Below are 19,803 nucleotides of genomic sequence, written 5' to 3' on the forward strand. Positions count from 1 at the left end.
GAGCGTGCCCACCTCGGATGGTCGAGTGCCGTTCGACGAGCTCGCGAGACGAACGGTGTATCGAGACCTCGCAACCTGACGTCGAAAACGTTTGTGCGGCACTGTCTCCGGGGTCTCGATACACCTCGTCGCTAGCGCTCCTCGGCACTCGACCATCAGGGGATGAAGCGAGTCGGCGTATCGAGACCTCGCAACCCGACGTCGAAAATTACGCCCGTCAGCCTTCGCCGTACCGGTACGGCAAATACTGAACCGACCACTGGTTCTCATCGGGGTCCGCGAAGTACACGAAATGGCCCCACGCCTGGGTGTCCACCTCGCTGACGTCGACGCCGGCGGCCAGTAACTGATCGCGGGCCGCATTGATGTCGGACACACAGACGATCAGCCGACCGTTGGTGCCAGGTTTGGCGTCGGTGAGCCCCTTGCCGAAGGCGATTGAACAGTTCGACCCGGGCGGGGTCATTTGTACGAAGCGAACCTCGTCGCTGACGGTGTGGTCATGATCGGCGTTGAATCCGATCGACTCGTAGAAGGCTTTGGTGCGGTCGACGTCGGTGACGGGCAAGATGGCAACTTCGATGGTCCAGTCCATAACTACCTCCGTGGTGTTGGGATGCGGGTGTTTCCCATTAGTTGTAGCGGTTCTTTAGGTCGGTTCTTGTCCGGTTTGCAAAATTCGAGGCAATTGAGATTCACCGCAGAAATTTCGGCCCCCTGAGCTGGGTCGGAGGGCAATATGCCCTCGAAACCCATTGAGGGGGAAGATATTTCACGGCAATGACGCCGATGAAACCGTTTGGCTGCCCGCTGCGTCCAACAGAGTATGACTTCGGACTCCGGTGTTTACACACTCCAGGAACTGCTCGCGATGGGCTGGTCGATGGATCAAGTCAAGCTTGCCAAACGCGGCGAGATGTTGATTCCCGTCGCGCACGGCTGGTTGCGATCAGAAGATGCCGATCCACGCGTCGTCGCGGCAGTGTCAGCTGGTGGTGCGCTGACCTGTGTTTCCGCATTGGGCTTCCATAAGCGCCACGGTATCTCGACGATCTGGATCCCTCCGGGACATCGGCACACCCACGTTCGTCTTAGCAAGTACAAGAAGACGCAGGCGCATCCGGCCGGGCCATTTCGCTGGTGCCAAGGATTCGGCCGGCCGTTGCCGGTGGTGACGGCGGTCGACTCGATTCCCGTGGCACTCGCGTGTGCGGCCCGATGTTTGCCGCCGGAGGAATGGATTGCCATCGTCGACTCCATCCTCAATTCGATGTCGATCACCATCCCGGACATCCAGGCGGATATGGGCGTAGTGGCCAAGTCAGTCTTGGCGATGTTCGGCCGATGTGATGCCCGATCGCAGTCGGGCACCGAGACTGTCGCCCGACTTCGCCTGGTCGCAGCGGGATTCAACGTCATGGTCCAACCGGAAATCACGGCACACCACCACGCGGATCTACGAGTGGGTGCATTGTTGATCGAGTGTGACGGGCGGCTCTACCACTCAAACGAGAAGTCCTATCGCGAGGATCGGGCCCGCGACCGCGTGACGCTTATCGATAGGTGGTTGACCATGCGGCTGACCTACGACGATGTCCTTTACGACTGGGACCGAGCGCTCGAGGACATCCGTGCTATCACTCGCCCGGACCGCCATCGCATCCGTCGCAAGAATGATCCGCGGCTGACGTGAAATATCGTCCCCCTGAGTGTGATCAAAGGGCAATATGCCCTCGGGCCCTGCTCACGGGGATGAAAATTCATCAGTACTGAAGAAGTCGGCGGTTGCCTGCCGCGCTGGTGACGCGGAGGATCACCATATGGCCACCCAACTCGACAGTTTGCTCCGTCTCGCGCTCGGCGATACTCGATTCCAGCCGACACGCAAACGCGTGCGCGTGGTACTCGACGGCGAGAATGTCGCTGACGGTCTGGGCGTACTGGTCTGGGAGCCCAGGCGTGTCGTGCCCACCTATGCGCTGCGCGAGTCCGACGTGAGCGCGACCCTGCGACCGGTCGACGCGGTGCCGGTCGACGTCGACCGGCCGATTCTCTATCCGAGCGATCCGTTCAGCGCACATACGTCGGCCGGCCATTCGCTCGACGTCGTCACCGGCGCGGGGCGGCGCGAGGCAGCGGCGTTCGCGTTGACCGATCCCGATGTCGCTGGTCTCATCGCCTTCGATTTCGCCGCGTTCGATTGGCTGGAAGAAGACGACACGATTGTTGGACATCCACGAGATCCCTTCCATCGCATCGATATTCGACGTAGCTCACGGACCATCCGGATCGAAGCGGCCGGAACGGTTCTCGCGCAGTCCACTCGCGCGCGGGCACTATTCGAAACGTCGATACCCGTTGTCCGGTACTACTTTCCGCCCGATGACGTGATCGTTGGACTCACGCCCACCGACACTCATACGTACTGCGCCTACAAAGGCCGGGCATCGTATTTCTCCGCGACCGTGGGTGGCGCAGAGCTACCCGACATCGCGTGGGCGTATCCCGAGCCGCTCTCCGACGCGACGACGATCGATGGTTTAGTGGCTTTCTACCAGGAGCGACTAGAGGTATTCATCGACGGTCAACCGCAAGGCGACGTCGGCTGAGCAGTCGCCCGACTACCCTGTCATCGTGACTACCGCTCGACGCTTCGACGCCATTCTGCACGTGGACCTGGACCAATTTCAGGTTTCCGTCGAGCGTCTGCGGTCCCCGGAACTCGCCGACGTGCCGGTGATCGTCGGCGGCAATGGCGACCCGACCGAGGCCCGCAAGGTCGTCACCTGCGCCTCATATGAAGCACGTGCCCAGGGAGTTCGGGCCGGGATGCCGCTGCGGGTCGCCTACCGGAAAATGCCCGAGGCGGTATATCTTCCGCTCGACGCCCCCGCCTACGACGTCGCCTCCGCCGATGTGATGGATACTCTGCGCAGCTTCGGGCATCCGGTCGAAGTGTGGGGCTGGGACGAGGCATACCTGGGCGCCGACGTTGACGATCCACGACTATTGGCATCGCAGGTCATCGCCACGATCGCCGACCGCAATGGTCTGCGCGCGTCAATCGGGATAAGCGACAACAAGCAGCGCGCCAAGATGGCGACCAATTTCGCGAAAAGGCAGGAAGCGAAAGGTGCCCAGACGCAACGCATCTTCCGCCTCGACGCCGACAATTGGATCGACCTGATGGGTGATGGTCCCACCAAAGAGCTTTGGAGCGTCGGCCCCAAGACCGCGAAGAAGCTCTCGGCCAACGGCATCGACACGGTGACGCAACTGATCGCCGCGCCGAAGGAATCATTGATCGAGATATTCGGTCCGCACCAAGGCAATTGGCTCTATGTGCTCTCGCGCGGGGGCGGCGATTCCACCATTACCGCCGAACCGTGGCTCGCGCGTTCGCATTCCAAGTCCCGGACCTACGCCACCGACATCTCCGATCGCGACGAACTTCATTCCGCCATCTCCGAACTCACCCGTGAAGTTCTCGAACAGGTCCTCACCGAGGAGCGCGTAGTCTTTCGAATCGGAATTACGGTGCGTACCAAGACTTTCTATACGCGAACCAAATCGCGCAAGCTTCCCGCGCCGACGATCGCACTCGACGACATCGAGCCGGTTTGTCATGCGTTGCTCGATCAATTCGAACTCGATCGACCCGTCCGGCTGCTCGGGGTGCGGCTCGACCTGGTCACCGACGACGAGGGTGCGAAATGAGAATTCTGAAAACCGTTGCCGCCGTGCTATTCAGCATCCTCGCCATGTCGGGATCGGCACATGCGACTCCAACGCAAGCGGCCCCTGTCAAACTCCCGGTGACCTACAGCTTCCTATCCGGCATCGATGCCGAACTACGCAACCCCGGAGGCTCACTGCCGGGCAGCAACGACTACTCATGTCGCCCGTCGGTCGCACATCCGCGCCCGGTGATCCTGGTCCACGGCAGCGGCGGTGGGCGACAAACCAATTGGGGCACCTTGGTGCCGGTGCTGCGCAACGAGGGGTACTGCGTATTCGTTCCCGCTTACGGTGCGTTGACTAACGTGTGGCCGGCATCAGCTATCGGCGGAATGGGGCCGAAACTCGCAAGTGCTTGGCAGATAAAGTATTTCGTCGGCGATGTGCTCGAACGTACCCACTCCACGCAGGTGGATATCGTCGGGCACTCGCTCGGTACCGAGATCCCGACGTATTGGATCAAGTACCTCGGCGGGAAAGGCAAAGTCCGGCATTATGTTTCGTTAGCACCGTATTGGAAACAGGCTGCCGACGAGGACGATGTCCGTAGTGACTTCATCTCGTCGATACAGAAGCGACTGGGTATCAGCCAGCCGCCGACGTCGTGCGCTGGCTGCCGCAAACCCGGCGCGAACCTGAATTTCAACCAGGCGGTTCGCCGACCGACGCCGTATCTCGACGACATCGCCTACACCAATATCTCGACTCGCGACGACGAGGTCGTGACGCCCTATTCGGTCGGCCAACTCGCCGGGCCGCCGGGAACAAACGTCACTAACATCGTTGTGCAGCAGGGATGTCGGTTGGATCGGTCCGATCATGCGTCGATCACGTCGAATAGACGCAGCGCCGCTCTGGTACTGAATGCTCTCGATCCCGCTCAGCTCAGAGAGGTGCCCTGCGTTCCGGTGGCACCATTCACTGGTGGCTGAGCCTGCGCGAGGAGACCCAGATCGACGATCTGAGGTTTGAGAACTTAGACAACTGGGTAGCCTAGGGCGGCAGAAACGATTCGTGGGCGAGGTACCAATGGAGAACGTGAACCACCGGGGCAAGACGCAGCCCCAGGTCAAAGCCGACATCGTCAACGTTGTGGAGTTGGTGGTGGCGCCCAGAGTCGATCGCCTTCCGATTGTGCGCGGGTTCATCGAATACACGCTGCTGACCGACGATTTCAGCCTCGACACGGTCGCCGACCTGAAAGTGGGCGTTGACGAATCGTGTACCGAACTCATCGCTCGAGCGGCGGATGACGCGAGCTTGCATATCATCGTGACGACGACGCCGGAGAATGTCCGGATCGTGGTGCGGTGCAAAGTGAGCGAATCAGTTGATACCACGGGTTTCGGCTGGTACGTGATCGAATGTATCGCTGACAACGTCAGCGTTGCCTATATCGGTGCCGGGGAAGGTCGAGAGGCCCATATCACTCTGACGACACTGAGGGACTGACTCCTGCGTGCCAGCAAAAGCTAACTCCCCGGCGCCTGGCGAATACAGTGTCGTCGCCGGCATCCTCGCGAAAGCAGCGGCGTGCGACGATGCTGCCCAAAGTGCTGAATTACGAGACGAGGCCATCGAACGGTGTCTTCCACTCGCCGAACATGTGGCACGACGGTTCGCTGGTCGCGGCGAGCCGTTTGACGATCTGGTGCAGGTCGCGCGGATCGGCGTGGTTAACGCCGTCGACCGGTTCGATCCAGAGGTCGGTGCGGAATTCCTGTCGTTCGCCGTGCCGACGGTGATGGGCGAAGTGCGCAGGCATTTCCGCGACAACACCTGGTCCATTCGAGTAAACAGACGCGCGAAAGATACCGCGCAGGCAATCGCCCGCGGCACCGACGATCTGATTCAAACGCTAGGCCGATCCCCGAAACCAAGCGAACTGGCCGCGCATTTGGATCTCCCGGTGGAAGATATCGTCGATGGTCTGATCGCGCGGTCGGCTCATACCGCCTCATCACTGGATTCTCCGCAGGCGGACGGCGATGAGGGCCGCGCACTTAAAGACACTCTCGGCGACGAGGATCGGGAGATCTCGCGAATCAACGATTTCGTCACCTTGCGGCCAGCAATCGACGCGTTACCGGACCGGGAACGTAAAATTGTGGCGTTACGGTTCTTTGAGTCGAAGTCACAGAGTGAGATAGCAGCGGAGGTCGGCATATCCCAGATGCATGTCTCGCGTTTGCTTTCCAGCACGCTACGAAAATTGCGTGAATCGGTACAGGGAGATTCGCCGGGAGCATGAAACGAGGGCGGGCCCAACCTACTGTCGGATCCGCCCCCGCTCATTAGCCGTCAGCTCGCGGCAGCCGCTGCCTGCCGTTCGGTGTGACTGTCCGCGTGGGGCAAACCGCCCGACGCACTTTCGAGGTGCGCACGCACGAACCACTGGAACTTCTCGAGTTCGGCGGTCTGGCCGATCAGAATGTCCTGCGTGACCGGGTCCAGGGCTTCGGTGGACTCGATCGCTGATCGATGGGAGGCGACGAATCCGTCGTAGACCAGATCCAGTGCGGCTAAATGTGATTGGACGTTGTCCCGGCCGATGGAATAGTCATCCCAGGTCCGTTCGTCCTCAATCGCGCGGGCGGTTCCGCGCGGTGAACCACCAAGCGTGGCAATACGCTCGGCGAGAACGTCGGCGTACCCGCGCACCAGTGTCACCTGCGGGTCGATCATCTCATGGACGCCAATGAAGTTGGGGCCCACAACATTCCAATGGATATGCTTGAGCGTGAGGTGCAGGTCGTTGAGCCCACTTAGTCTTTCCTGCAGAATCTTGATGAGCTCCTTCGCGTTGGCGTCGGAGAGTCCTGGTGCGGTGAAAGTCATAGTCGTGCAATCCCTTCCATCATTTCGGTAGCGGTTTCTTTCTTCAGGACGGATACCCCGGAAACGGGGACCCGGCAAGTATTCCGGCGAGGTGGGCGGCGTTTCGAGCCGCGGAGTCGGTGGTCCGTGCGACCGCCTTGGGGGTGCCGTCGAGGTCGGAATAGTCGCGGCCACCCATCGCTTCGTCATTCCAATAGGTCGACCCCTGCGCGCCGATGGTGAAACCTATGTCGTTCAATCCCTGGAACACATCGGCGATGATCTTGTGCGCGCCGTCCTCATTCCCGACGACTGCACACATTCCGACCTTGCCGACCATCAACGGTCGATTCTCTCCATCGGTCTGTGACAGTTCGGCATCGAGCCGTTCCAGCACGCCTTGCGCGACACTCGACATGTGCCCGAGCCATGTCGGTGTCGAGACCAGCAGAATGTCGGCAGCCTCGACGGCGCCGGCAATGCGCGGCCACTCGTCATCGCCGCCCATATCGCGTTCGATACCGGGTGTGACGTGGTGGTCGACGACACGGATCACGTCGCCGCCGACGCCGTAACGTTCCAGTGCGTCGAGCACCTGACGCGCGAGCAATTCACTACTCGACGGCGCCGGGGACGGTTTGAGGGTGCAGACAAGTGCGAGTGCTCTGGTCATGGGAAACGAATACCCAGCAAACCTCGCCGCTAAACAGCGGATGGACATCCCGCCGAAACCCACCGTGCGACCCGCAGCGGAATGCCGACCCACCGACGATCGGCTAACAAAACGACACTGGCGCCTTGGGCCCGCTGGTCGAGTGCCGGGGTGTCGAGACCCCGCACCCAACATTACTACCGCACAACACTTTTCACATCACCACGTCTCGACGCTCCACGCGCCTCGCTCCGATCGGCAAGTGCACTCGATCGACCTTTTGGGCACTACTCGCACCAACCGGCGTTCGTGCCGCGCGGCGGTCGCGGGCATCGTCGAGTATCCGCCGGTAGAGCCGTTCGGTTTTGAGCGCGACGTCCGACCACTGGTAGTGCTGCCGAATTCGCTCACGGCCGATCCGGGCGTAGGAGCGCAGCTTCGCTTCGTCGGCGAGTAGCGACGTCAGCGTAGCCGCAAGGGCGCCCGCATCACGGGCCGCGACATGTTCGCCGGTTACCCCGGGGATGACGGTGTCGAGCATTCCGCCCACCGCGGAAGTGACCACCGGCGTGCCAACCGCCATTGCCTCGATCGCGACCATGCCAAACGATTCGTACCATGGAACATGGGCGACGATATCAGCACTGCGAAGTAGCGCGGGTATCGCCTCGTGCGGAATTGATCCTAGGAAGGTGACTCGGTCTTCGACGGAATGAGATGCGGCACAACGCATTAGGCGTTCGAAGTAGGGATCGTCGCTGAACTCGCCGATCACTGGCCCCCCGCTGACGATGAGCTCCGCATCTCGAACGCCGGCTATCGCTTCGATAACCGTCTCAATTCCCTTGCGCGGCAACAAGGAGCCAGCGACTGCGACGCGATACCGCTGCTTACGCGCGGGCACGGCATTCGGCCAGGCGGTTGTGAGATCGCCGAAACGATCGATGTCGACGCCACGCGGAATTATCTTGATCCGCTGGGTCGGAACCCCCATTTCGTGCAGGTTGCGGACTTCGTCGGTGCATGTCGCCGCGATTGCGGTCGCCCGTCGGCCGGCGACGGTCTCTAGTGGAATCCGTTGGGTGGGACCGATATCCGATGTTTCGGCATACTTCCGCTCGATACAGCCGAGGCTGTGGTAAGTAACCACGACCGGTAGCCGTTCGGGAAATGCCGCGAGCTCGGCGGCAATCGCCGACATCCAGAAATGAGCATGCACGATATCGGGTCGATCCGCTGCGAGGGCGATCGACAAACCGTCGGTGAGTTCGTGCAGGTAGTTGTAGACCTCGTCCCTCGGAATCGGAACTGGCGGGCCGGCGTCTATTCGGACCACGCGGTAGCCAGCGTCGGCGACGCGCTCACGAGCGCCATGGGCACAGGCGCGGCGCGTATAGACCGTTATGTCATGGCCGTGACGAGTCAACGCCGACGACAATTCGGCGATATGAATGTTCTGCCCACCGCTACTAGGCCCGGAAGTATCCGCAAGCGGGTCGGCATGCGCGGAAACCATTGCGATTTTCATGCCTGGAAATACCCGAAAAACGAGGGCATCAAACGTACCGGCGAGAAATGTTTGGCGCTACCTCGCGACGGGAATCCGCAACGCGGAAGCAGATTCGGCTAGAAAGGGAGCAGCCATGCCCAAGACAACGCAAAGCGGTGCCGCCAAGAAATCGGAGCTGCCGTCAACAATCGCCCGATCGCCGAAGAAGGCGCAACGTACCTACGCGAAGGCTTACGACTCGGCAATCGAGGAGTATCAGGACGAAGAGCGTGCCCATCGAGTGGCCTACAGCGCGTTGAAGCACTCATTCGAGAAGGTCGGCGACCGTTGGGAAGCGAAGGATCATAAGGGGCCATCCGACGAACGGGCCCGTAGCGGAGGACCAAATCCGTCCGGGTCGAGTGCCGAGGGGGTCGACGCCGAAGCCACCAAGGAACACCTTTACGGCGTTGCCCGCAAGCTCGATATTCGCGGTCGCTCGCGAATGACCAAGGCCCAACTCGTATCCGCCATTAAGGCGGCCAACCGCCGCCGGACCGCCAATAGTCGATAAAGATGTTGCGCGCGTTGGTAATTGATTCGTTGAGTGCTCGCGAGCATCGCATGAATAGAGAATCGTCGTGACCGCCACGAATGAGCCCAGCGAGTCGATAGACCAGGTGGTTGAGAGAATCGCTGAAATGGCCGGTCGTGCCGCGCGGCGGATCGCGGTCGCCGAATCACTTACTGGTGGATCGCTTGCCGCCGCGTTGGCTCGTGGGCCAGATGCCTCGGAGTGGTTTTGCGGGGGCGTAGTGGCTTATCAGTCGCACGTCAAATACAGGTTGCTCGACGTACCCGACGGACCAGTGGTTTCTCAAGCCGCCGCCTCGGCGATGGCCACGCGGACGGCGTCGCTATTCGACGCCGACCTTGTCATCGCGGTCACCGGCGAAGCGGGACCGCAACCGCAAGAAGATGTTTCGCCCGGCACCGTGTGGTTCGGTGTGTATGACCGCACCGTCGTGTCGACGTTTGGTCACGAGTTCGGTGGTTCACCCGACGACGTTGTCGAGAAGACGGTCGCGCAGGTACTCCAGACATTTCGTGACACGTTAGCTGCGATCGGGCCAGCCGATGTTTGAGGCATCGGGTTAGGGGCTACCCGGTGTGTGGTGGACATCGAAGTTCATCGATGCACGACGAACTCGACGAGAGGAGCGAATCGCTCATGGCTGAGAGTAAAGGACCGACCGAAACCATCAAGGGAACGGTCGAAGACGTCAAGGGCAAGGTCAAGGAAACGCTTGGCAACGTGGCCGGACGTGATGACCTTGCCGAAGAGGGCCGCGCGCAGCAAGAGAAGGGCGATGCGACCCGGGAGGCTGGCGAGAGCGAAGCCCGCGCCGAGGCCGAGCGCGCACGTGCTGCGGCAGCGGAGAAGCGTGAGCAGGCACAGCAATAGTAGTTGAGCCCCAGCCGAATTCGGCCCCGTCGATACATTTCGACGGGGCCGAATTCACCTAGGTCAGCCAGGCACGATCTCGCCGCCGACCGGCGCCAGGACTTGTCCGGAATAGTACGACGACATCGCGTCGGCAGCGAAGAACACATACGAGGGCGCGATCTCGTCGGGTTGCGCGCTACGCCCGAAGGGGGCTTGCTCACCAAAGTTCTTGACCGTCTTCGACGGCATGGTCGAAGGTATAAGTGGAGTCCAGACAGGTCCGGGCGCAACACAATTTACTCGTATTCCGTCCTCAATGAACGCCTGTGCCAGTGAATACGTAAGCGCGTTGACCGCGCCTTTGGTGGCGGAGTAGTCGATGAGGTGGGCGTTGCCGCGGAGACCGTTGATCGAGCCGGTGTTGATGATCGATGCACCGCGGTCCATATGCGCTACCGCAGCCTGGGTGGTGTGGAAGAAGCTGTCGATATTGACGTGGAAGGTGTGTGACCACTGCTCAGGCGTTATGTCGGAAAGACTTTCGACTGGAGATTGGAAGGCTACGTTGTTCACGAGAATGTCGAGGCCCCCGAGATCGACTACGGCTTGATTGACGGTCGCGGTGCAATTAGCTGCTTCGGCCAGATCTGTCCGAAATAGATGACAGCGTTGACCCGCCTCCTCCACGAGGGTTCGGGTGTGATTCGCATCGTCATCTTCCCGATCGTCGAGATAGGCAATCGCGATGTCGGCGCCCTCCTTGGCGAAGGCAACCGCGACTGCGCGGCCAATGCCCGAGTCGCCGCCGGTGATGAGCGCCTTCTTGCCAGACAGCAGACCGCGGCCCACATACTCGCGCATCTCATCACGGGGGCGTTCGGGCATTTCGTCGGTGCTGCCGGGGTAGGGGACCGTGCCCTGTTGCGGTTGAACCATGTTCGTCGCCTCCATGCCTTGTTGTGATGTGCCCCCACGTCGTGGGCCTTATCACCTGGGCGTACCCGAATGGCGATCGCGCAAAACAACTTTGGCGAAATTGTCTAGTCCGCTGGAGCTGGACTCCGTGGCAGCGCCTCGTGCGCGCTGAGCAGCAAGTGATCGAACTGTGTGCGCGTCTGGGTTGTTAAGTCGATCGTGTCGAGCTGCTCGCAGATCGTCGCGGCGAGATCACGAATCTTGGTGTTAGTTTCCTGCGACCGCCAGGTCAGCAGGTCGAACGCTTGCTCTTCAGTGAGGTGATAGACCAATCGCAGCGCGCCCTTGGCCTGCTCGATCGTGGCTCGGTGATCTATTAACTCGTCGACGCGTTCGGTCACCGACTGGCGCATCTCGCGCGCGACGGTTCCGGCGGACTTACCAAGCGTCGAAGGTTCCTGTAACACCACATAAAAGCCTGACGTTCCGATCCGCTGGCCGGCATCGTCCAGGACGGTGTCTGCCACCACAGCTACCGGCCGCACCGTACCGTCCAGATCAACGATTCGATGCTGACTGCTGAATGGTTCACGTGCGTTGCGGACCGATGAGATGAGGGCTTCGACCCGTGCCTTGTCATCGGGGTGTTTGTGTTGCAGGAGTAGGGCTGTCGTCGGCGTGATCGCTCGCGCGCAGGCGTAGCCGTGCAGTCGCGCGAGTTCGTCTGACCACACCCAGCGGTCGTCGTCGAAGTAGTACCAAAACTGTCCAACCTCTAAGGAGGATTCGGAAGCGATGTCCTCCGTGGAATGCCGCTCGGCCATTGCCTCACTCTACTAAGACTCAACGTGAAATGTTTGGTTTGTAGGCGCCGTGGGTATTCATGGGTGTTGTCTGTTCGGAGCTTCTGGACGGAGCGATATAAGGAAGTGATGAGTCCGTGCACACGATGGCCGACGCATTGCGCCTCAACCCCATCAGCACCGACCGTGATGAGGTGCGGTGGAACGGAAAGGCGCGGGGGGAGACGGAGATTCAGCGCCTGGATCGCAACTGGGGCTCGCTGGTTCAGGAGCTTCGAGTTTTGCAAACTGGCGTGCAATTGCTTGCCGGTTTCTTGATGATCGTGCCGTTCCAGGACGGCTTTTCCGAGCTAGGCGACGGGGGCAGGATCGTATACCTGGTCACGGTGTGCGCCGCAATGCTCGCGGTGGCCTTCCTCCTTGCGCCAATCCCTATGCACCGCTTGCTCTTTCGGCGACACCGGCTGGCAACCGTGGTGGTGGCCGCACATCGGTATATGCTGCTGGGTCTGGTGATGGTCGCGATTTCGACTACCGGCGCACTCGCCATGATCGCGTTGGTCGCCACACATTCCGCCTGGATCGCCGCGGGGGCAGGTGTCCTCATCGGTGGTGTCATCATCGTCTTTTGGGTGTTGGTGCCCATCCACGCGGCGGGTCGCCGAGGTCAATCCCGCGGCGCCTAGGCCGAGCCTTCGTTCCGCTGGTCGAGCGCCCGGCGAGGCGCCTGCCGAGTCTTCGTTTCGTTGGTCGAGTGCCCGGCGAGGCGCCTAGGCCGAGCCTTGTTTCTGTCGGTCGAGTGCCCGGCGAGGCGCTAGCCGAGTCGGGTGTATCGAGACCACGTAACCCAAACGCAAAGCTGTGCAACAGTTTTCGGCCTCAACCCGCCAGGACCTGATACCGCAGTCCCGGTTCGCTCGGCGAATGCATCGCCGACTTTACAGCCGTCCGGATCTAAATGACGACGGGTGGAGTGTGATCGGGTGGCGGCGGAGGAACGCTCGGATCCGGAATAGGTGGCGTCGGCGATGGCGGTGCCGGTTCGGCAGGTGGGGGGACGGGGGGATCAGGTTGGGGCACAACAGGTTCAGGCTCAGGTGCGGGAGGCCGGGGCCGTGGAATCGGGCCGGTCCCGTCAGGATGCGGGCTAGTGTCGGCGAGGTACATCGCGTTGCTCCTTACGGACTGGTTGTGAACCCTGGGATACCCGCCTTCCTGGTGACCGAAACGCTGCGAGGTAGCCATCGGCGTGAAGCGTTGCTAGGCTCGAAAGCACGGTTGACACCACAGCCGTCCTGGCGGTTCCGCCGCCGTTAACGGGAGTTTCACCGTGGCAAATTTTCTCTCCACCAATCCTTTGCAAGATGCAGTTTTCATCAATGGTTCGCCCGCAGCTCCTCCTGCGGCCAGTGTCAAAGAGTGCGACGTGGTGTTCGCCGAGGTTGACGGGGTTACCCTCGCTACGTTCACCGGCTCGATAGACGCTGGCACTATTGCGGATTTCGACGGTTACCTAGCCAGTGCCTGTGCGACCGGAACCGGGCGCTTGGTTTTAGACATGTCCGGTGTTGACTTTCTCAATGTCGAAGGCATCGCGCTTCTGCAAGACGCCGCCCGGCTACTTTCGAACGCGGGCGGAGCGATGGCGGTCAGTGGCGGACGCGCGGTGAGTCGCCCGCTGCGTCGCACCGGCCTCACCTGCTTGATTCCCGTCTTCGATTGGCTGCCAAAGGCTTTCGATGCGGTAGGCGGACATGCTCCTAACCGCATGACATAAGTTTCTCCGTCGATGTTTGGCGCGGTGACATGAGGGGCAATCCTCTAGTTGGCGGTAAACGCTGACCGAGCTCCCAGCGCGCCCGGCGTCGACCAGAGGAGGAACTGTGAGCACAGCGCAGTCTGCTAGTTGTACGGCCGCCCAGTTCATCAGGCCGCTTGCCCGCGCGGCATATTAGGCGTCCCGTGCGCTTGAGCGGTCGGATACGGCGAACAGCCGTCGCGGTAATCGTCGTCGCAGCGACGGCCGTTGGCGGCGCGGCATGTGCCCGTGCCCCAGGCGGACCGCAGGGGGAATTGTCAAAGGTCGCCGCCGACTCCGCAAGTGCGCTGGCTTCTACCCAGATCGGTTTGACCGCGTGGGAGCATCGACGGATCCGGCGGTCGCAGTTGACGGTGCTGGTCGACGATATGGTCGGTCAAGCCGTCACCGCATATGGTGCGGCAGCCACGTTGAAGGTCGAATCGCACGATGACGCGCAACTGCGTGACGCGGTGATGGTCGACCTCGGCACTGCCTGCGAGGTGTTGGTTGGATTCAAGCAGATCGTCGGCTCGGCACCCGAAGGTCAGCATGTACCAGCGTCGGCCTTGAGTCGGATTCTCGATCGTCTCCGGCACGTCGCCGACGATCCTGCCTCCGCCACGGCGGGCAAGGGCTGACCGGTATGCGAAAAATCTTCGCCTTGGCTCTGGGAGTCCTCACCGCCATCGGCGGATTTCTGGATATTGGAGACATCGTCACCAATGCCGTCGTGGGTTCTCGGTTTGGATTGTCGCTCGTGTGGGTCGTGCCGCTGGGCGTGCTCGGGATTTGTGTCTTCGCGGAAATGTCGGGACGGGTCGCCGCGATAAGTGGCCGGGCGACCTTCGAAATTATTCGTGAGCGCCTTGGGCCACGGATGGGTGCCCTCAACCTGATTGGGTCGTTACTGGTCACCGCCCTCACGCTGACGGCTGAGCTTGGCGGCATCACCCTTGCGTTGCAACTGGCGACCGGTGTGTCGCCGCTGATGTTGCTGCCCGTCGCGGCATTCGCGGTCTGGATTGTCTTGTGGCGGGTCAAATTCAAAGTCCTGGAGAACGTCACCGGGATCCTAGGTCTGTCCCTGCTGGTATTCGCGGTGACATTTGTTGTGCTAGCCCCGCCGGCTGGCGACGTCGTGCATCACATCTTGCATCCGTCGGTACCCGAGAGCGAATCGATCCTCACGTATTGGTACTACGCGGTGGCGCTGTTCGGTGCCGCGATGACCCCGTACGAAGTCTTTTTCTTCTCCTCCGGAGCTGTCGAAGACGGTTGGACCGTCAAGGACCTCGGGACCGCCCGCCTCAATGTGCTGATCGGATTTCCGCTGGGTGGTTTGCTGTCAATCGCTCTGGCCGGCAGCGCGGCATTCTTGCTAATGCCGGCCGAGATTAGCGTGAGTTCCCTATCCGAAGTTGTATTGCCGGTGGCGCAGGCCGGTGGCCAGATCGCGGTCGCGTTCGCATTGATTGGCATCGCTGCCGCGACGATGGGCGCATCGTTGGAAACGGCGTTGTCGACCGGTTACACGATCTCGCAATACGCGGGATGGTCTTGGGGAAAGGCGCACAAACCACGGGACGCCGCCCGCTTCCACGTGGCGCTCATCCTGTTTATCCTGGCCGGGGCGCTACTGCTCACCACTGGGGTTGACCCGATCGCGGTGACCGAATATTCGGTGGTGTTCTCGGCGGTCGCATTGCCATTGACCTATCTGCCCATCCTCATCGTTTCGAATGATCCTCAGTACATGGGCGACAAGGTGAACGGGAGACTGATGAACGCGGCCGGTTTAGCATTCCTGGTGATTATCGTCGTGGTCTCACTAGCGGCGATCCCGTTGTTGGTCGTGACTGGGGCGGGCCGCTGACCGGCGCGGAGTTCGCTCGAATTGGCAGGGCGATAGTCGAGTAGGTTGACGCTGGCATCGTCTCAATTGTCTTGTCGGGCAGGGGCATACGACTTAGCCCGACTGGGCCAACTTTTCGAGTATCGAGATCGGCATGGTCTTGCGCGGCCCGCCGCTGCATGGTTCCAGTTCGACGAAATCGATAGGGAAATGACGCACCGCGTGCACCATGTAGGTCATGCCGAGGCCGTTCTTATCGGTGAAGCGCAGCAGCTTGCCGGGTTCAATGATCATGGAATTCCTTACCGCGGATGGTGTTTGGGAGGATTTGCGCGGGATACCCCGAATCGGCGCGGCTCAAACTCTCGGCGACCCGAATGTGTGAGAACAGAGCATCGGGGTACTCGACGGTGGGCACGTGTCACCGTCGATTGCGAGGATTTGATGTCTCAGAAGAGCGAACCGATGTCCCAGTCACGCGCTCCACTGCTAGAAGCGTTGGCCAAATACCATCTCGAGGAGAGATACGGATTTACTCCGCCCGGTCATCGGCAAGGGCGTGGCGTGGACGATCGGACCCTGTCCGTGATCGGGCGCGACGCGTTCGGCGCCGATGTCCTGGTGTCCGGCGGCCTCGATGACCGGCGGATGTCGGGTCAGGTACTCGCTGATGCCGAACGGCTGATGGCGAGTGCCGTGTCCGCCGAGCAGGCGTTTTTCTCAACATGCGGCAGCTCGCTTTCGGTAAAGGCGGCGATGATGGCCGTTGCCGGCGGGCCGGGCGGGGAACTGCTGGTCAGCCGGGACGCGCATAAGTCGATCGTGGCCGGGTTGATCTTTTCCGGATTGCAGCCTCGCTTGGTTGCGCCGCGCTGGGATACCCGACTACATCTCACTCACCCGCCGTCGCCCGACGATGTGCGAGCGGCATGGGAGCAGCATCCAGACGCTGCGGGCATGTTGATCGTCAGCCCCACTCCCTATGGAACCTGCGCTGATATCGCGGCGGTCTGTCATTCCTTCGGCAAGCCGCTCATCGTCGACGAGGCATGGGGAGCACATCTGCCGTTCCACGATGATCTACCAACGTGGGCGATGGATGCGGGTGCCGATCTGTGCGTGGTGAGTGTGCACAAGATGGGTGCTGGTTTCGAGCAAGGTTCGGTGTTCCATACGCAGGGGTCACTGATCGACTTCTCACGGCTCTCCGATTGCGCGGACCTATTGATGACGACTAGTCCGAGCGCACTCATCTACGCCGGTCTGGATTGTTGGCGACGGCAGATGGTGGAGCGCGGCCACCAGGAACTCGGTACGGCTCTTGACTTGGCGCGTCGGCTACGAGACCGAATCGACCGGATTCCCGGTATGCACGTGATGCACGACGACCTCCTTCACGCTCAAGCCAGCCATGACCTTGACGAACTGCAGGTACTGATCGATGTCGCCGATTTGGACGTGACCGGCTACCAATGCGCCGACTGGCTCCGTGGCGTACACCGGATCGACGTGGGGCTCAGCGATCATCGGCGCGTGCTCGCCACCGTGTCGATCGCCGACAGCTCCGCAACCGTCGACCGACTGGCGGATGTACTCAACGAATTACCTTCGGCCGCAAAAGCTTTCGACCGCAGTCCGCATATCGAACAGCCTTCGCCCCGCGACCTGCAATTGCCGACACGAATCCTTCCGCGTGATGCCTTCTTCGGTGAGACCGAAGCCGTCCCGGTTGGCGAGGCCGCTGGGCGAGTCGCCGCTGAACAGATCACGCCCTATCCGCCGGGTATACCGGTGGTGATACCCGGCGAATTACTCAATGACGAAGTACTCGACTATCTGCGGTCGGGTCTGGCCGCCGGAATGAATCTTCCCGATGCGACGGATCCGCGACTCGACACGGTAAAGGTAGTCCGGTGAACCAGGCGCTCGATATTCGTCAGGGTTTCAGCATCACCTTGACGACGCCGTCGACCTTGCGCTGGAAACGATCGTAGGCGTCGGGGGCATCGTCGAGCGAAAGTTCATGTGAGGCAAACGAATCGACGCCGAGCGGATCGTCGTCGTCGAGTAGCGGGCGGATCTCGGGTACCCAGCGCTTGACGTTTGCCTGTCCCATTCGGAGCTGAATCTGTTTGTCGAACATCGTCATCATCGGCATGGGATCGGCTGCGCCGCCGTACACTCCGGACAGCGATACCGTGCCGCCCCGGCGGACGATGTCGATGGCCAGGTAGAGCGCGGTGAGCCGATCGATTCCGGCGCGTCGGGTCAGCGGTTCGGCGATGGTGTCGGGCAGTAGTCCTGTAGCGCGCTGCATAACTCCCGCGACCGGTGAGCCATGCGCCTCCATCCCGACCGCGTCGATGACCGCGTCGGTGCCCCGACCTTCGGTCCGCTCGCGGATCTCGCCAGCGACATCATCGACCGAATTCTGATCGATCACTTCGATCCCTCGGCCGGCAACGCGGTCTAGCCGGGCAGGCACCCGGTCGACACCGATCACCCGTATGCCCTTATGCGCTGCGATTCTCGCCGCCATGTCGCCGATCGGTCCCAGCCCGAGGATGGTGAGACTGCCGCCGGGCGGGACATCGGCGTATTCGACCGCCTGCCATGCGGTGGGTAAGACGTCGGAGAGATAGACGAATCGGCTGTCGGGCGGGCCGTCCGGAACCTTGATATGGGTGAACTGAGCTTGCGGCACGCGGAGATACTCGGCTTGTCCGCCCGGAACCGAACCGTAGAGCTTGGAGTATCCAAACAGCGCGGCGCCGGTCCCCTCCTCGCGTACCTGGGTGGTTTCGCATTGGGTGTACAGATGCTGGTCGCACATAAAGCAGTGCCCGCAGGAGATTTGAAACGGGATCACCACCCGGTCGCCGACCTTGAGGTCGCCGGTTTGTGCTCCGACTTCCTCCACGACCCCCATAGCTTCGTGGCCGAGCACGTCACCCGCGGACATGAACGGCGTCAAAACTTCGTAGAGATGTAGATCTGATCCGCAGATATTCGTCGATGTCACTCGCACGATGGCGTCGGAGGGCTTTTCGATGATGGGGTCGGGCACGTTGTCGACGCGTACGTCGCGCCGACCGTTCCAGGTGACCGCGCGCATGGTTCCTCCAAGGGGTCTCGATTCGAGGGTCGTAGGTACGGCCCATAGTTTGGGTGCCCCGGCGGCGGTGTTGGCAAACACGTGCGACCGAAAGAATCACGGTTGTCGATGGCTGGTTTGGTCTTCGGCGCGGCCGGGTAGTCCAGAGTGATGAGACGAGTGGTTAGCCGCGGTGCCGTCGAAAAGCGAGCGCGTCGAATCGACCTGCGCGCACATCTGCTCGACCGCCAGATCGTCGATTGCGAGGGATGGCCCGTCGGAGTGGTTGACGAAGTTGAAATTGAACTGCCGGAAGACAATTCGTCAACCACCGGCCGCCCGCGAATTACCGCCATAATCACCGGCCGCGGTCTGCTCAACCGGCTCAGCGGTGATATCCCGCGCGCCGATGTGCTCGACCGCTTGTCGATCTCCGATGTCGAGGACATCGACGTAGTGCTAACACTCAACGTGAGGCGCGAAGGTATGCGGGTGAATTGGCCCGAAGAATGGGTGCGTGACCATGTCATCGGACGAATTCCGGGGGCCCGGCGTTGATTTCGTCAGACCTGGTCGGTGCCTCCGCGCGTTGCGACGGCGTGGCGGTCGGCTTCGTCAGCGATCTCAGAATCGAACTCAACGACGAGTTCTGTGCAGCGGGGTTGCCGGTGGTGGGTGTGGTGATCAGTCCGCGGGTGCGGTCGACCTTTCTCGGCTATGAGCGTACCGAGATGAAGGGACCATGGATGGTCAAACAGTTGTTGCGGTTCATGCACCGCGATTCCTTCTTCGTCGACTGGTCTGATGTTGCCGGCGTCGATGCTGCGGCGCGAATTCTCAAGCTGCGAAGCGATTTTCGCCGCCGTGACGTAGCACTCGACGACGACGATGGGCGATGAATACCTCGGGTTCTCCTCCGATGGTCGAGTGCCCGGCGTCTGCTGCCGGGCGGGTTCCAGTCTGATGGTCGAGCGCCCGGCGTCTGCTGCCGGGCGGGTTCCAGTCTGATGGTCGAGTGCCCGGCGAGGCGCTAGCCGAGGCGGGTGTATCGAGACCAGGTGACCGTTCTCGTAAACTCTTGTGTCGCAGTTGTTGTCGCGTATCGTGTGCGTCTCGATACACGCGCGTCTCGCTGCGCTCGTCGGGCGCACTCGACCACCCAAATTGTCGCCAGCCCGCCCTACTCCTCCGATGA

Annotated in this window: 24 protein-coding genes; 16 read left to right on the forward strand and 8 right to left on the reverse strand. The window is 61.3% G+C overall.

Going from position 1 to position 19,803, the window contains the following annotated elements; translation table 11 throughout:
* Positions 1–217: 217 nt before the first annotated feature.
* Entirely contained in the window at positions 218–595 is a 378-nt protein-coding gene (locus GOEFS_RS19355) for a VOC family protein (RefSeq protein ID WP_007319646.1), read from the reverse strand.
* A 231-nt stretch (positions 596–826) separates the two neighbouring features.
* On the opposite strand from GOEFS_RS19355, the gene GOEFS_RS19360 reads away from it, so the two are divergent.
* The 6 genes from GOEFS_RS19360 (at position 827) to GOEFS_RS19385 (ending at position 5,989) form a co-directional block, all read left to right on the forward strand.
* Positions 827–1,693 carry a putative endonuclease domain-containing protein gene (locus GOEFS_RS19360; RefSeq protein WP_040525638.1) on the forward strand — a complete coding sequence of 289 codons (867 nt, stop codon included), beginning with the start codon at positions 827–829 and terminating at the stop codon, positions 1,691–1,693.
* Positions 1,694–1,820: 127 nt separating this feature from the next.
* Positions 1,821–2,609, forward strand: a complete 789-nt coding sequence (locus tag GOEFS_RS19365; RefSeq protein ID WP_007319648.1) for a DUF427 domain-containing protein — start codon at positions 1,821–1,823, stop codon at positions 2,607–2,609.
* 25 nt (positions 2,610–2,634) lie between these two features.
* On the forward strand, positions 2,635–3,717 hold the full coding sequence (locus GOEFS_RS19370; RefSeq protein ID WP_007319649.1) for a DNA polymerase IV: 1,083 nt from the start codon (positions 2,635–2,637) through the stop codon (positions 3,715–3,717).
* The gene (locus GOEFS_RS19375; RefSeq protein ID WP_007319650.1) at positions 3,714–4,670 is read left to right on the forward strand and encodes an esterase/lipase family protein; all 957 of its coding nucleotides are present in this window, start codon (positions 3,714–3,716) and stop codon (positions 4,668–4,670) included. Before GOEFS_RS19370 ends, GOEFS_RS19375 begins: the two co-directional genes overlap by 4 nt.
* Positions 4,671–4,752: 82 nt before the next feature.
* Positions 4,753–5,190: an ATP-binding protein gene (locus GOEFS_RS19380; RefSeq protein WP_138918077.1), complete on the forward strand. Its 438-nt coding sequence runs from the start codon at positions 4,753–4,755 to the stop codon at positions 5,188–5,190.
* A 7-nt stretch (positions 5,191–5,197) separates the two neighbouring features.
* Entirely contained in the window at positions 5,198–5,989 is a 792-nt protein-coding gene (locus tag GOEFS_RS19385; protein WP_040525640.1) for an RNA polymerase sigma factor SigF, read from the forward strand.
* A 50-nt stretch (positions 5,990–6,039) separates the two neighbouring features.
* On the opposite strand, the gene dps is transcribed toward GOEFS_RS19385, so the two are convergent.
* From dps to GOEFS_RS19400, 3 genes are all read right to left on the reverse strand, one after another.
* Positions 6,040–6,576: a DNA starvation/stationary phase protection protein Dps gene (dps, locus tag GOEFS_RS19390; RefSeq protein ID WP_007319653.1), complete on the reverse strand. Its 537-nt coding sequence runs from the start codon at positions 6,574–6,576 to the stop codon at positions 6,040–6,042.
* A gap of 43 nt (positions 6,577–6,619) precedes the next feature.
* Positions 6,620–7,228, reverse strand: coding sequence for a flavodoxin family protein (locus tag GOEFS_RS19395; RefSeq protein ID WP_007319654.1), 609 nt, complete (start codon positions 7,226–7,228; stop codon positions 6,620–6,622).
* 193 nt (positions 7,229–7,421) lie between these two features.
* Positions 7,422–8,735, reverse strand: a complete 1,314-nt coding sequence (locus GOEFS_RS19400; protein ID WP_050949975.1) for a glycosyltransferase — start codon at positions 8,733–8,735, stop codon at positions 7,422–7,424.
* A gap of 115 nt (positions 8,736–8,850) precedes the next feature.
* Here GOEFS_RS19400 and GOEFS_RS19405 point away from each other — a divergent pair, with 115 nt between their 5' ends.
* The 3 genes from GOEFS_RS19405 to mbp1 all read left to right on the forward strand — a co-directional run bounded on the left by GOEFS_RS19405 (position 8,851) and on the right by mbp1 (position 10,161).
* Positions 8,851–9,270, forward strand: coding sequence for a ChaB family protein (locus GOEFS_RS19405; protein WP_007319656.1), 420 nt, complete (start codon positions 8,851–8,853; stop codon positions 9,268–9,270).
* Between the two features lie 67 nt (positions 9,271–9,337).
* Complete coding sequence (locus GOEFS_RS19410; RefSeq protein WP_083837373.1) at positions 9,338–9,841, forward strand: CinA family protein; 504 nt, start codon at positions 9,338–9,340, stop codon at positions 9,839–9,841.
* Positions 9,842–9,927: 86 nt separating this feature from the next.
* Positions 9,928–10,161, forward strand: a complete 234-nt coding sequence (gene mbp1 / locus GOEFS_RS19415) for a microaggregate-binding protein 1 (RefSeq protein ID WP_040525662.1) — start codon at positions 9,928–9,930, stop codon at positions 10,159–10,161.
* A 63-nt stretch (positions 10,162–10,224) separates the two neighbouring features.
* On the opposite strand, the gene GOEFS_RS19420 is transcribed toward mbp1, so the two are convergent.
* Both GOEFS_RS19420 and GOEFS_RS19425 read right to left on the reverse strand, forming a co-directional pair.
* Positions 10,225–11,079 (reverse strand): SDR family oxidoreductase, encoded by an 855-nt coding sequence (locus tag GOEFS_RS19420; RefSeq protein ID WP_040525664.1) that lies wholly within the window; start codon positions 11,077–11,079, stop codon positions 10,225–10,227.
* A 104-nt stretch (positions 11,080–11,183) separates the two neighbouring features.
* The gene (locus GOEFS_RS19425) at positions 11,184–11,882 is read right to left on the reverse strand and encodes a PAS and ANTAR domain-containing protein (protein ID WP_007319660.1); all 699 of its coding nucleotides are present in this window, start codon (positions 11,880–11,882) and stop codon (positions 11,184–11,186) included.
* A 125-nt stretch (positions 11,883–12,007) separates the two neighbouring features.
* Here GOEFS_RS19425 and GOEFS_RS19430 point away from each other — a divergent pair, with 125 nt between their 5' ends.
* From GOEFS_RS19430 to GOEFS_RS19450, 4 genes are all read left to right on the forward strand, one after another.
* Positions 12,008–12,547 carry a DUF6328 family protein gene (locus GOEFS_RS19430; RefSeq protein ID WP_040525642.1) on the forward strand — a complete coding sequence of 180 codons (540 nt, stop codon included), beginning with the start codon at positions 12,008–12,010 and terminating at the stop codon, positions 12,545–12,547.
* 644 nt (positions 12,548–13,191) lie between these two features.
* Positions 13,192–13,638 carry an STAS domain-containing protein gene (locus GOEFS_RS19440; protein WP_007319662.1) on the forward strand — a complete coding sequence of 149 codons (447 nt, stop codon included), beginning with the start codon at positions 13,192–13,194 and terminating at the stop codon, positions 13,636–13,638.
* Positions 13,639–13,823: 185 nt separating this feature from the next.
* Entirely contained in the window at positions 13,824–14,300 is a 477-nt protein-coding gene (locus tag GOEFS_RS19445) for a hypothetical protein (protein ID WP_007319663.1), read from the forward strand.
* 5 nt (positions 14,301–14,305) lie between these two features.
* Positions 14,306–15,535 (forward strand): NRAMP family divalent metal transporter, encoded by a 1,230-nt coding sequence (locus GOEFS_RS19450; protein ID WP_007319664.1) that lies wholly within the window; start codon positions 14,306–14,308, stop codon positions 15,533–15,535.
* A 93-nt stretch (positions 15,536–15,628) separates the two neighbouring features.
* Here the strand turns inward: GOEFS_RS19450 and GOEFS_RS19455 are convergent, their stop codons facing one another.
* On the reverse strand, positions 15,629–15,808 hold the full coding sequence (locus GOEFS_RS19455) for a hypothetical protein (RefSeq protein WP_007319665.1): 180 nt from the start codon (positions 15,806–15,808) through the stop codon (positions 15,629–15,631).
* A 171-nt stretch (positions 15,809–15,979) separates the two neighbouring features.
* On the opposite strand from GOEFS_RS19455, the gene GOEFS_RS19460 reads away from it, so the two are divergent.
* Complete coding sequence (locus tag GOEFS_RS19460; RefSeq protein WP_007319666.1) at positions 15,980–17,431, forward strand: aminotransferase class I/II-fold pyridoxal phosphate-dependent enzyme; 1,452 nt, start codon at positions 15,980–15,982, stop codon at positions 17,429–17,431.
* Positions 17,432–17,450: 19 nt separating this feature from the next.
* On the opposite strand, the gene GOEFS_RS19465 is transcribed toward GOEFS_RS19460, so the two are convergent.
* Positions 17,451–18,629 carry a zinc-dependent alcohol dehydrogenase gene (locus GOEFS_RS19465; RefSeq protein ID WP_007319667.1) on the reverse strand — a complete coding sequence of 393 codons (1,179 nt, stop codon included), beginning with the start codon at positions 18,627–18,629 and terminating at the stop codon, positions 17,451–17,453.
* 150 nt (positions 18,630–18,779) lie between these two features.
* Between GOEFS_RS19465 and GOEFS_RS19470 the strand changes: the two genes are divergently transcribed.
* Positions 18,780–19,166, forward strand: a complete 387-nt coding sequence (locus tag GOEFS_RS19470) for a hypothetical protein (RefSeq protein ID WP_083837375.1) — start codon at positions 18,780–18,782, stop codon at positions 19,164–19,166.
* Positions 19,163–19,507, forward strand: coding sequence for a hypothetical protein (locus GOEFS_RS19475; RefSeq protein ID WP_007319669.1), 345 nt, complete (start codon positions 19,163–19,165; stop codon positions 19,505–19,507). Before GOEFS_RS19470 ends, GOEFS_RS19475 begins: the two co-directional genes overlap by 4 nt.
* The last annotated feature ends 296 nt before the right edge of the window (positions 19,508–19,803 follow it).

Origin of the sequence: Gordonia effusa NBRC 100432, from assembly GCF_000241305.1 — a bacterium.
Lineage (GTDB): Bacteria > Actinomycetota > Actinomycetes > Mycobacteriales > Mycobacteriaceae > Gordonia > Gordonia effusa.

Excerpts from the sequence above, each read along its gene's own strand:
- GOEFS_RS19355 (WP_007319646.1), bottom strand. The coding sequence starts at position 595 with ATGGACTGGACCATCGAAGTTGCCATCTTGCCCGTCACCGACGTCGAC.
- GOEFS_RS19360 (WP_040525638.1), top strand. The coding sequence starts at position 827 with ATGACTTCGGACTCCGGTGTTTACACACTCCAGGAACTGCTCGCGATG.
- GOEFS_RS19365 (WP_007319648.1), top strand. The coding sequence starts at position 1,821 with ATGGCCACCCAACTCGACAGTTTGCTCCGTCTCGCGCTCGGCGATACT.
- GOEFS_RS19375 (WP_007319650.1), top strand. The coding sequence starts at position 3,714 with ATGAGAATTCTGAAAACCGTTGCCGCCGTGCTATTCAGCATCCTCGCC.
- dps (WP_007319653.1), bottom strand. The coding sequence starts at position 6,576 with ATGACTTTCACCGCACCAGGACTCTCCGACGCCAACGCGAAGGAGCTC.
- GOEFS_RS19395 (WP_007319654.1), bottom strand. The coding sequence starts at position 7,228 with ATGACCAGAGCACTCGCACTTGTCTGCACCCTCAAACCGTCCCCGGCG.
- GOEFS_RS19400 (WP_050949975.1), bottom strand. The coding sequence starts at position 8,735 with ATGAAAATCGCAATGGTTTCCGCGCATGCCGACCCGCTTGCGGATACT.
- GOEFS_RS19405 (WP_007319656.1), top strand. The coding sequence starts at position 8,851 with ATGCCCAAGACAACGCAAAGCGGTGCCGCCAAGAAATCGGAGCTGCCG.
- mbp1 (WP_040525662.1), top strand. The coding sequence starts at position 9,928 with ATGGCTGAGAGTAAAGGACCGACCGAAACCATCAAGGGAACGGTCGAA.
- GOEFS_RS19420 (WP_040525664.1), bottom strand. The coding sequence starts at position 11,079 with ATGGTTCAACCGCAACAGGGCACGGTCCCCTACCCCGGCAGCACCGAC.
- GOEFS_RS19425 (WP_007319660.1), bottom strand. The coding sequence starts at position 11,882 with ATGGCCGAGCGGCATTCCACGGAGGACATCGCTTCCGAATCCTCCTTA.
- GOEFS_RS19430 (WP_040525642.1), top strand. The coding sequence starts at position 12,008 with ATGGCCGACGCATTGCGCCTCAACCCCATCAGCACCGACCGTGATGAG.
- GOEFS_RS19450 (WP_007319664.1), top strand. The coding sequence starts at position 14,306 with ATGCGAAAAATCTTCGCCTTGGCTCTGGGAGTCCTCACCGCCATCGGC.
- GOEFS_RS19455 (WP_007319665.1), bottom strand. The coding sequence starts at position 15,808 with ATGATCATTGAACCCGGCAAGCTGCTGCGCTTCACCGATAAGAACGGC.
- GOEFS_RS19460 (WP_007319666.1), top strand. The coding sequence starts at position 15,980 with ATGTCCCAGTCACGCGCTCCACTGCTAGAAGCGTTGGCCAAATACCAT.
- GOEFS_RS19465 (WP_007319667.1), bottom strand. The coding sequence starts at position 18,629 with ATGCGCGCGGTCACCTGGAACGGTCGGCGCGACGTACGCGTCGACAAC.
- GOEFS_RS19470 (WP_083837375.1), top strand. The coding sequence starts at position 18,780 with ATGAGACGAGTGGTTAGCCGCGGTGCCGTCGAAAAGCGAGCGCGTCGA.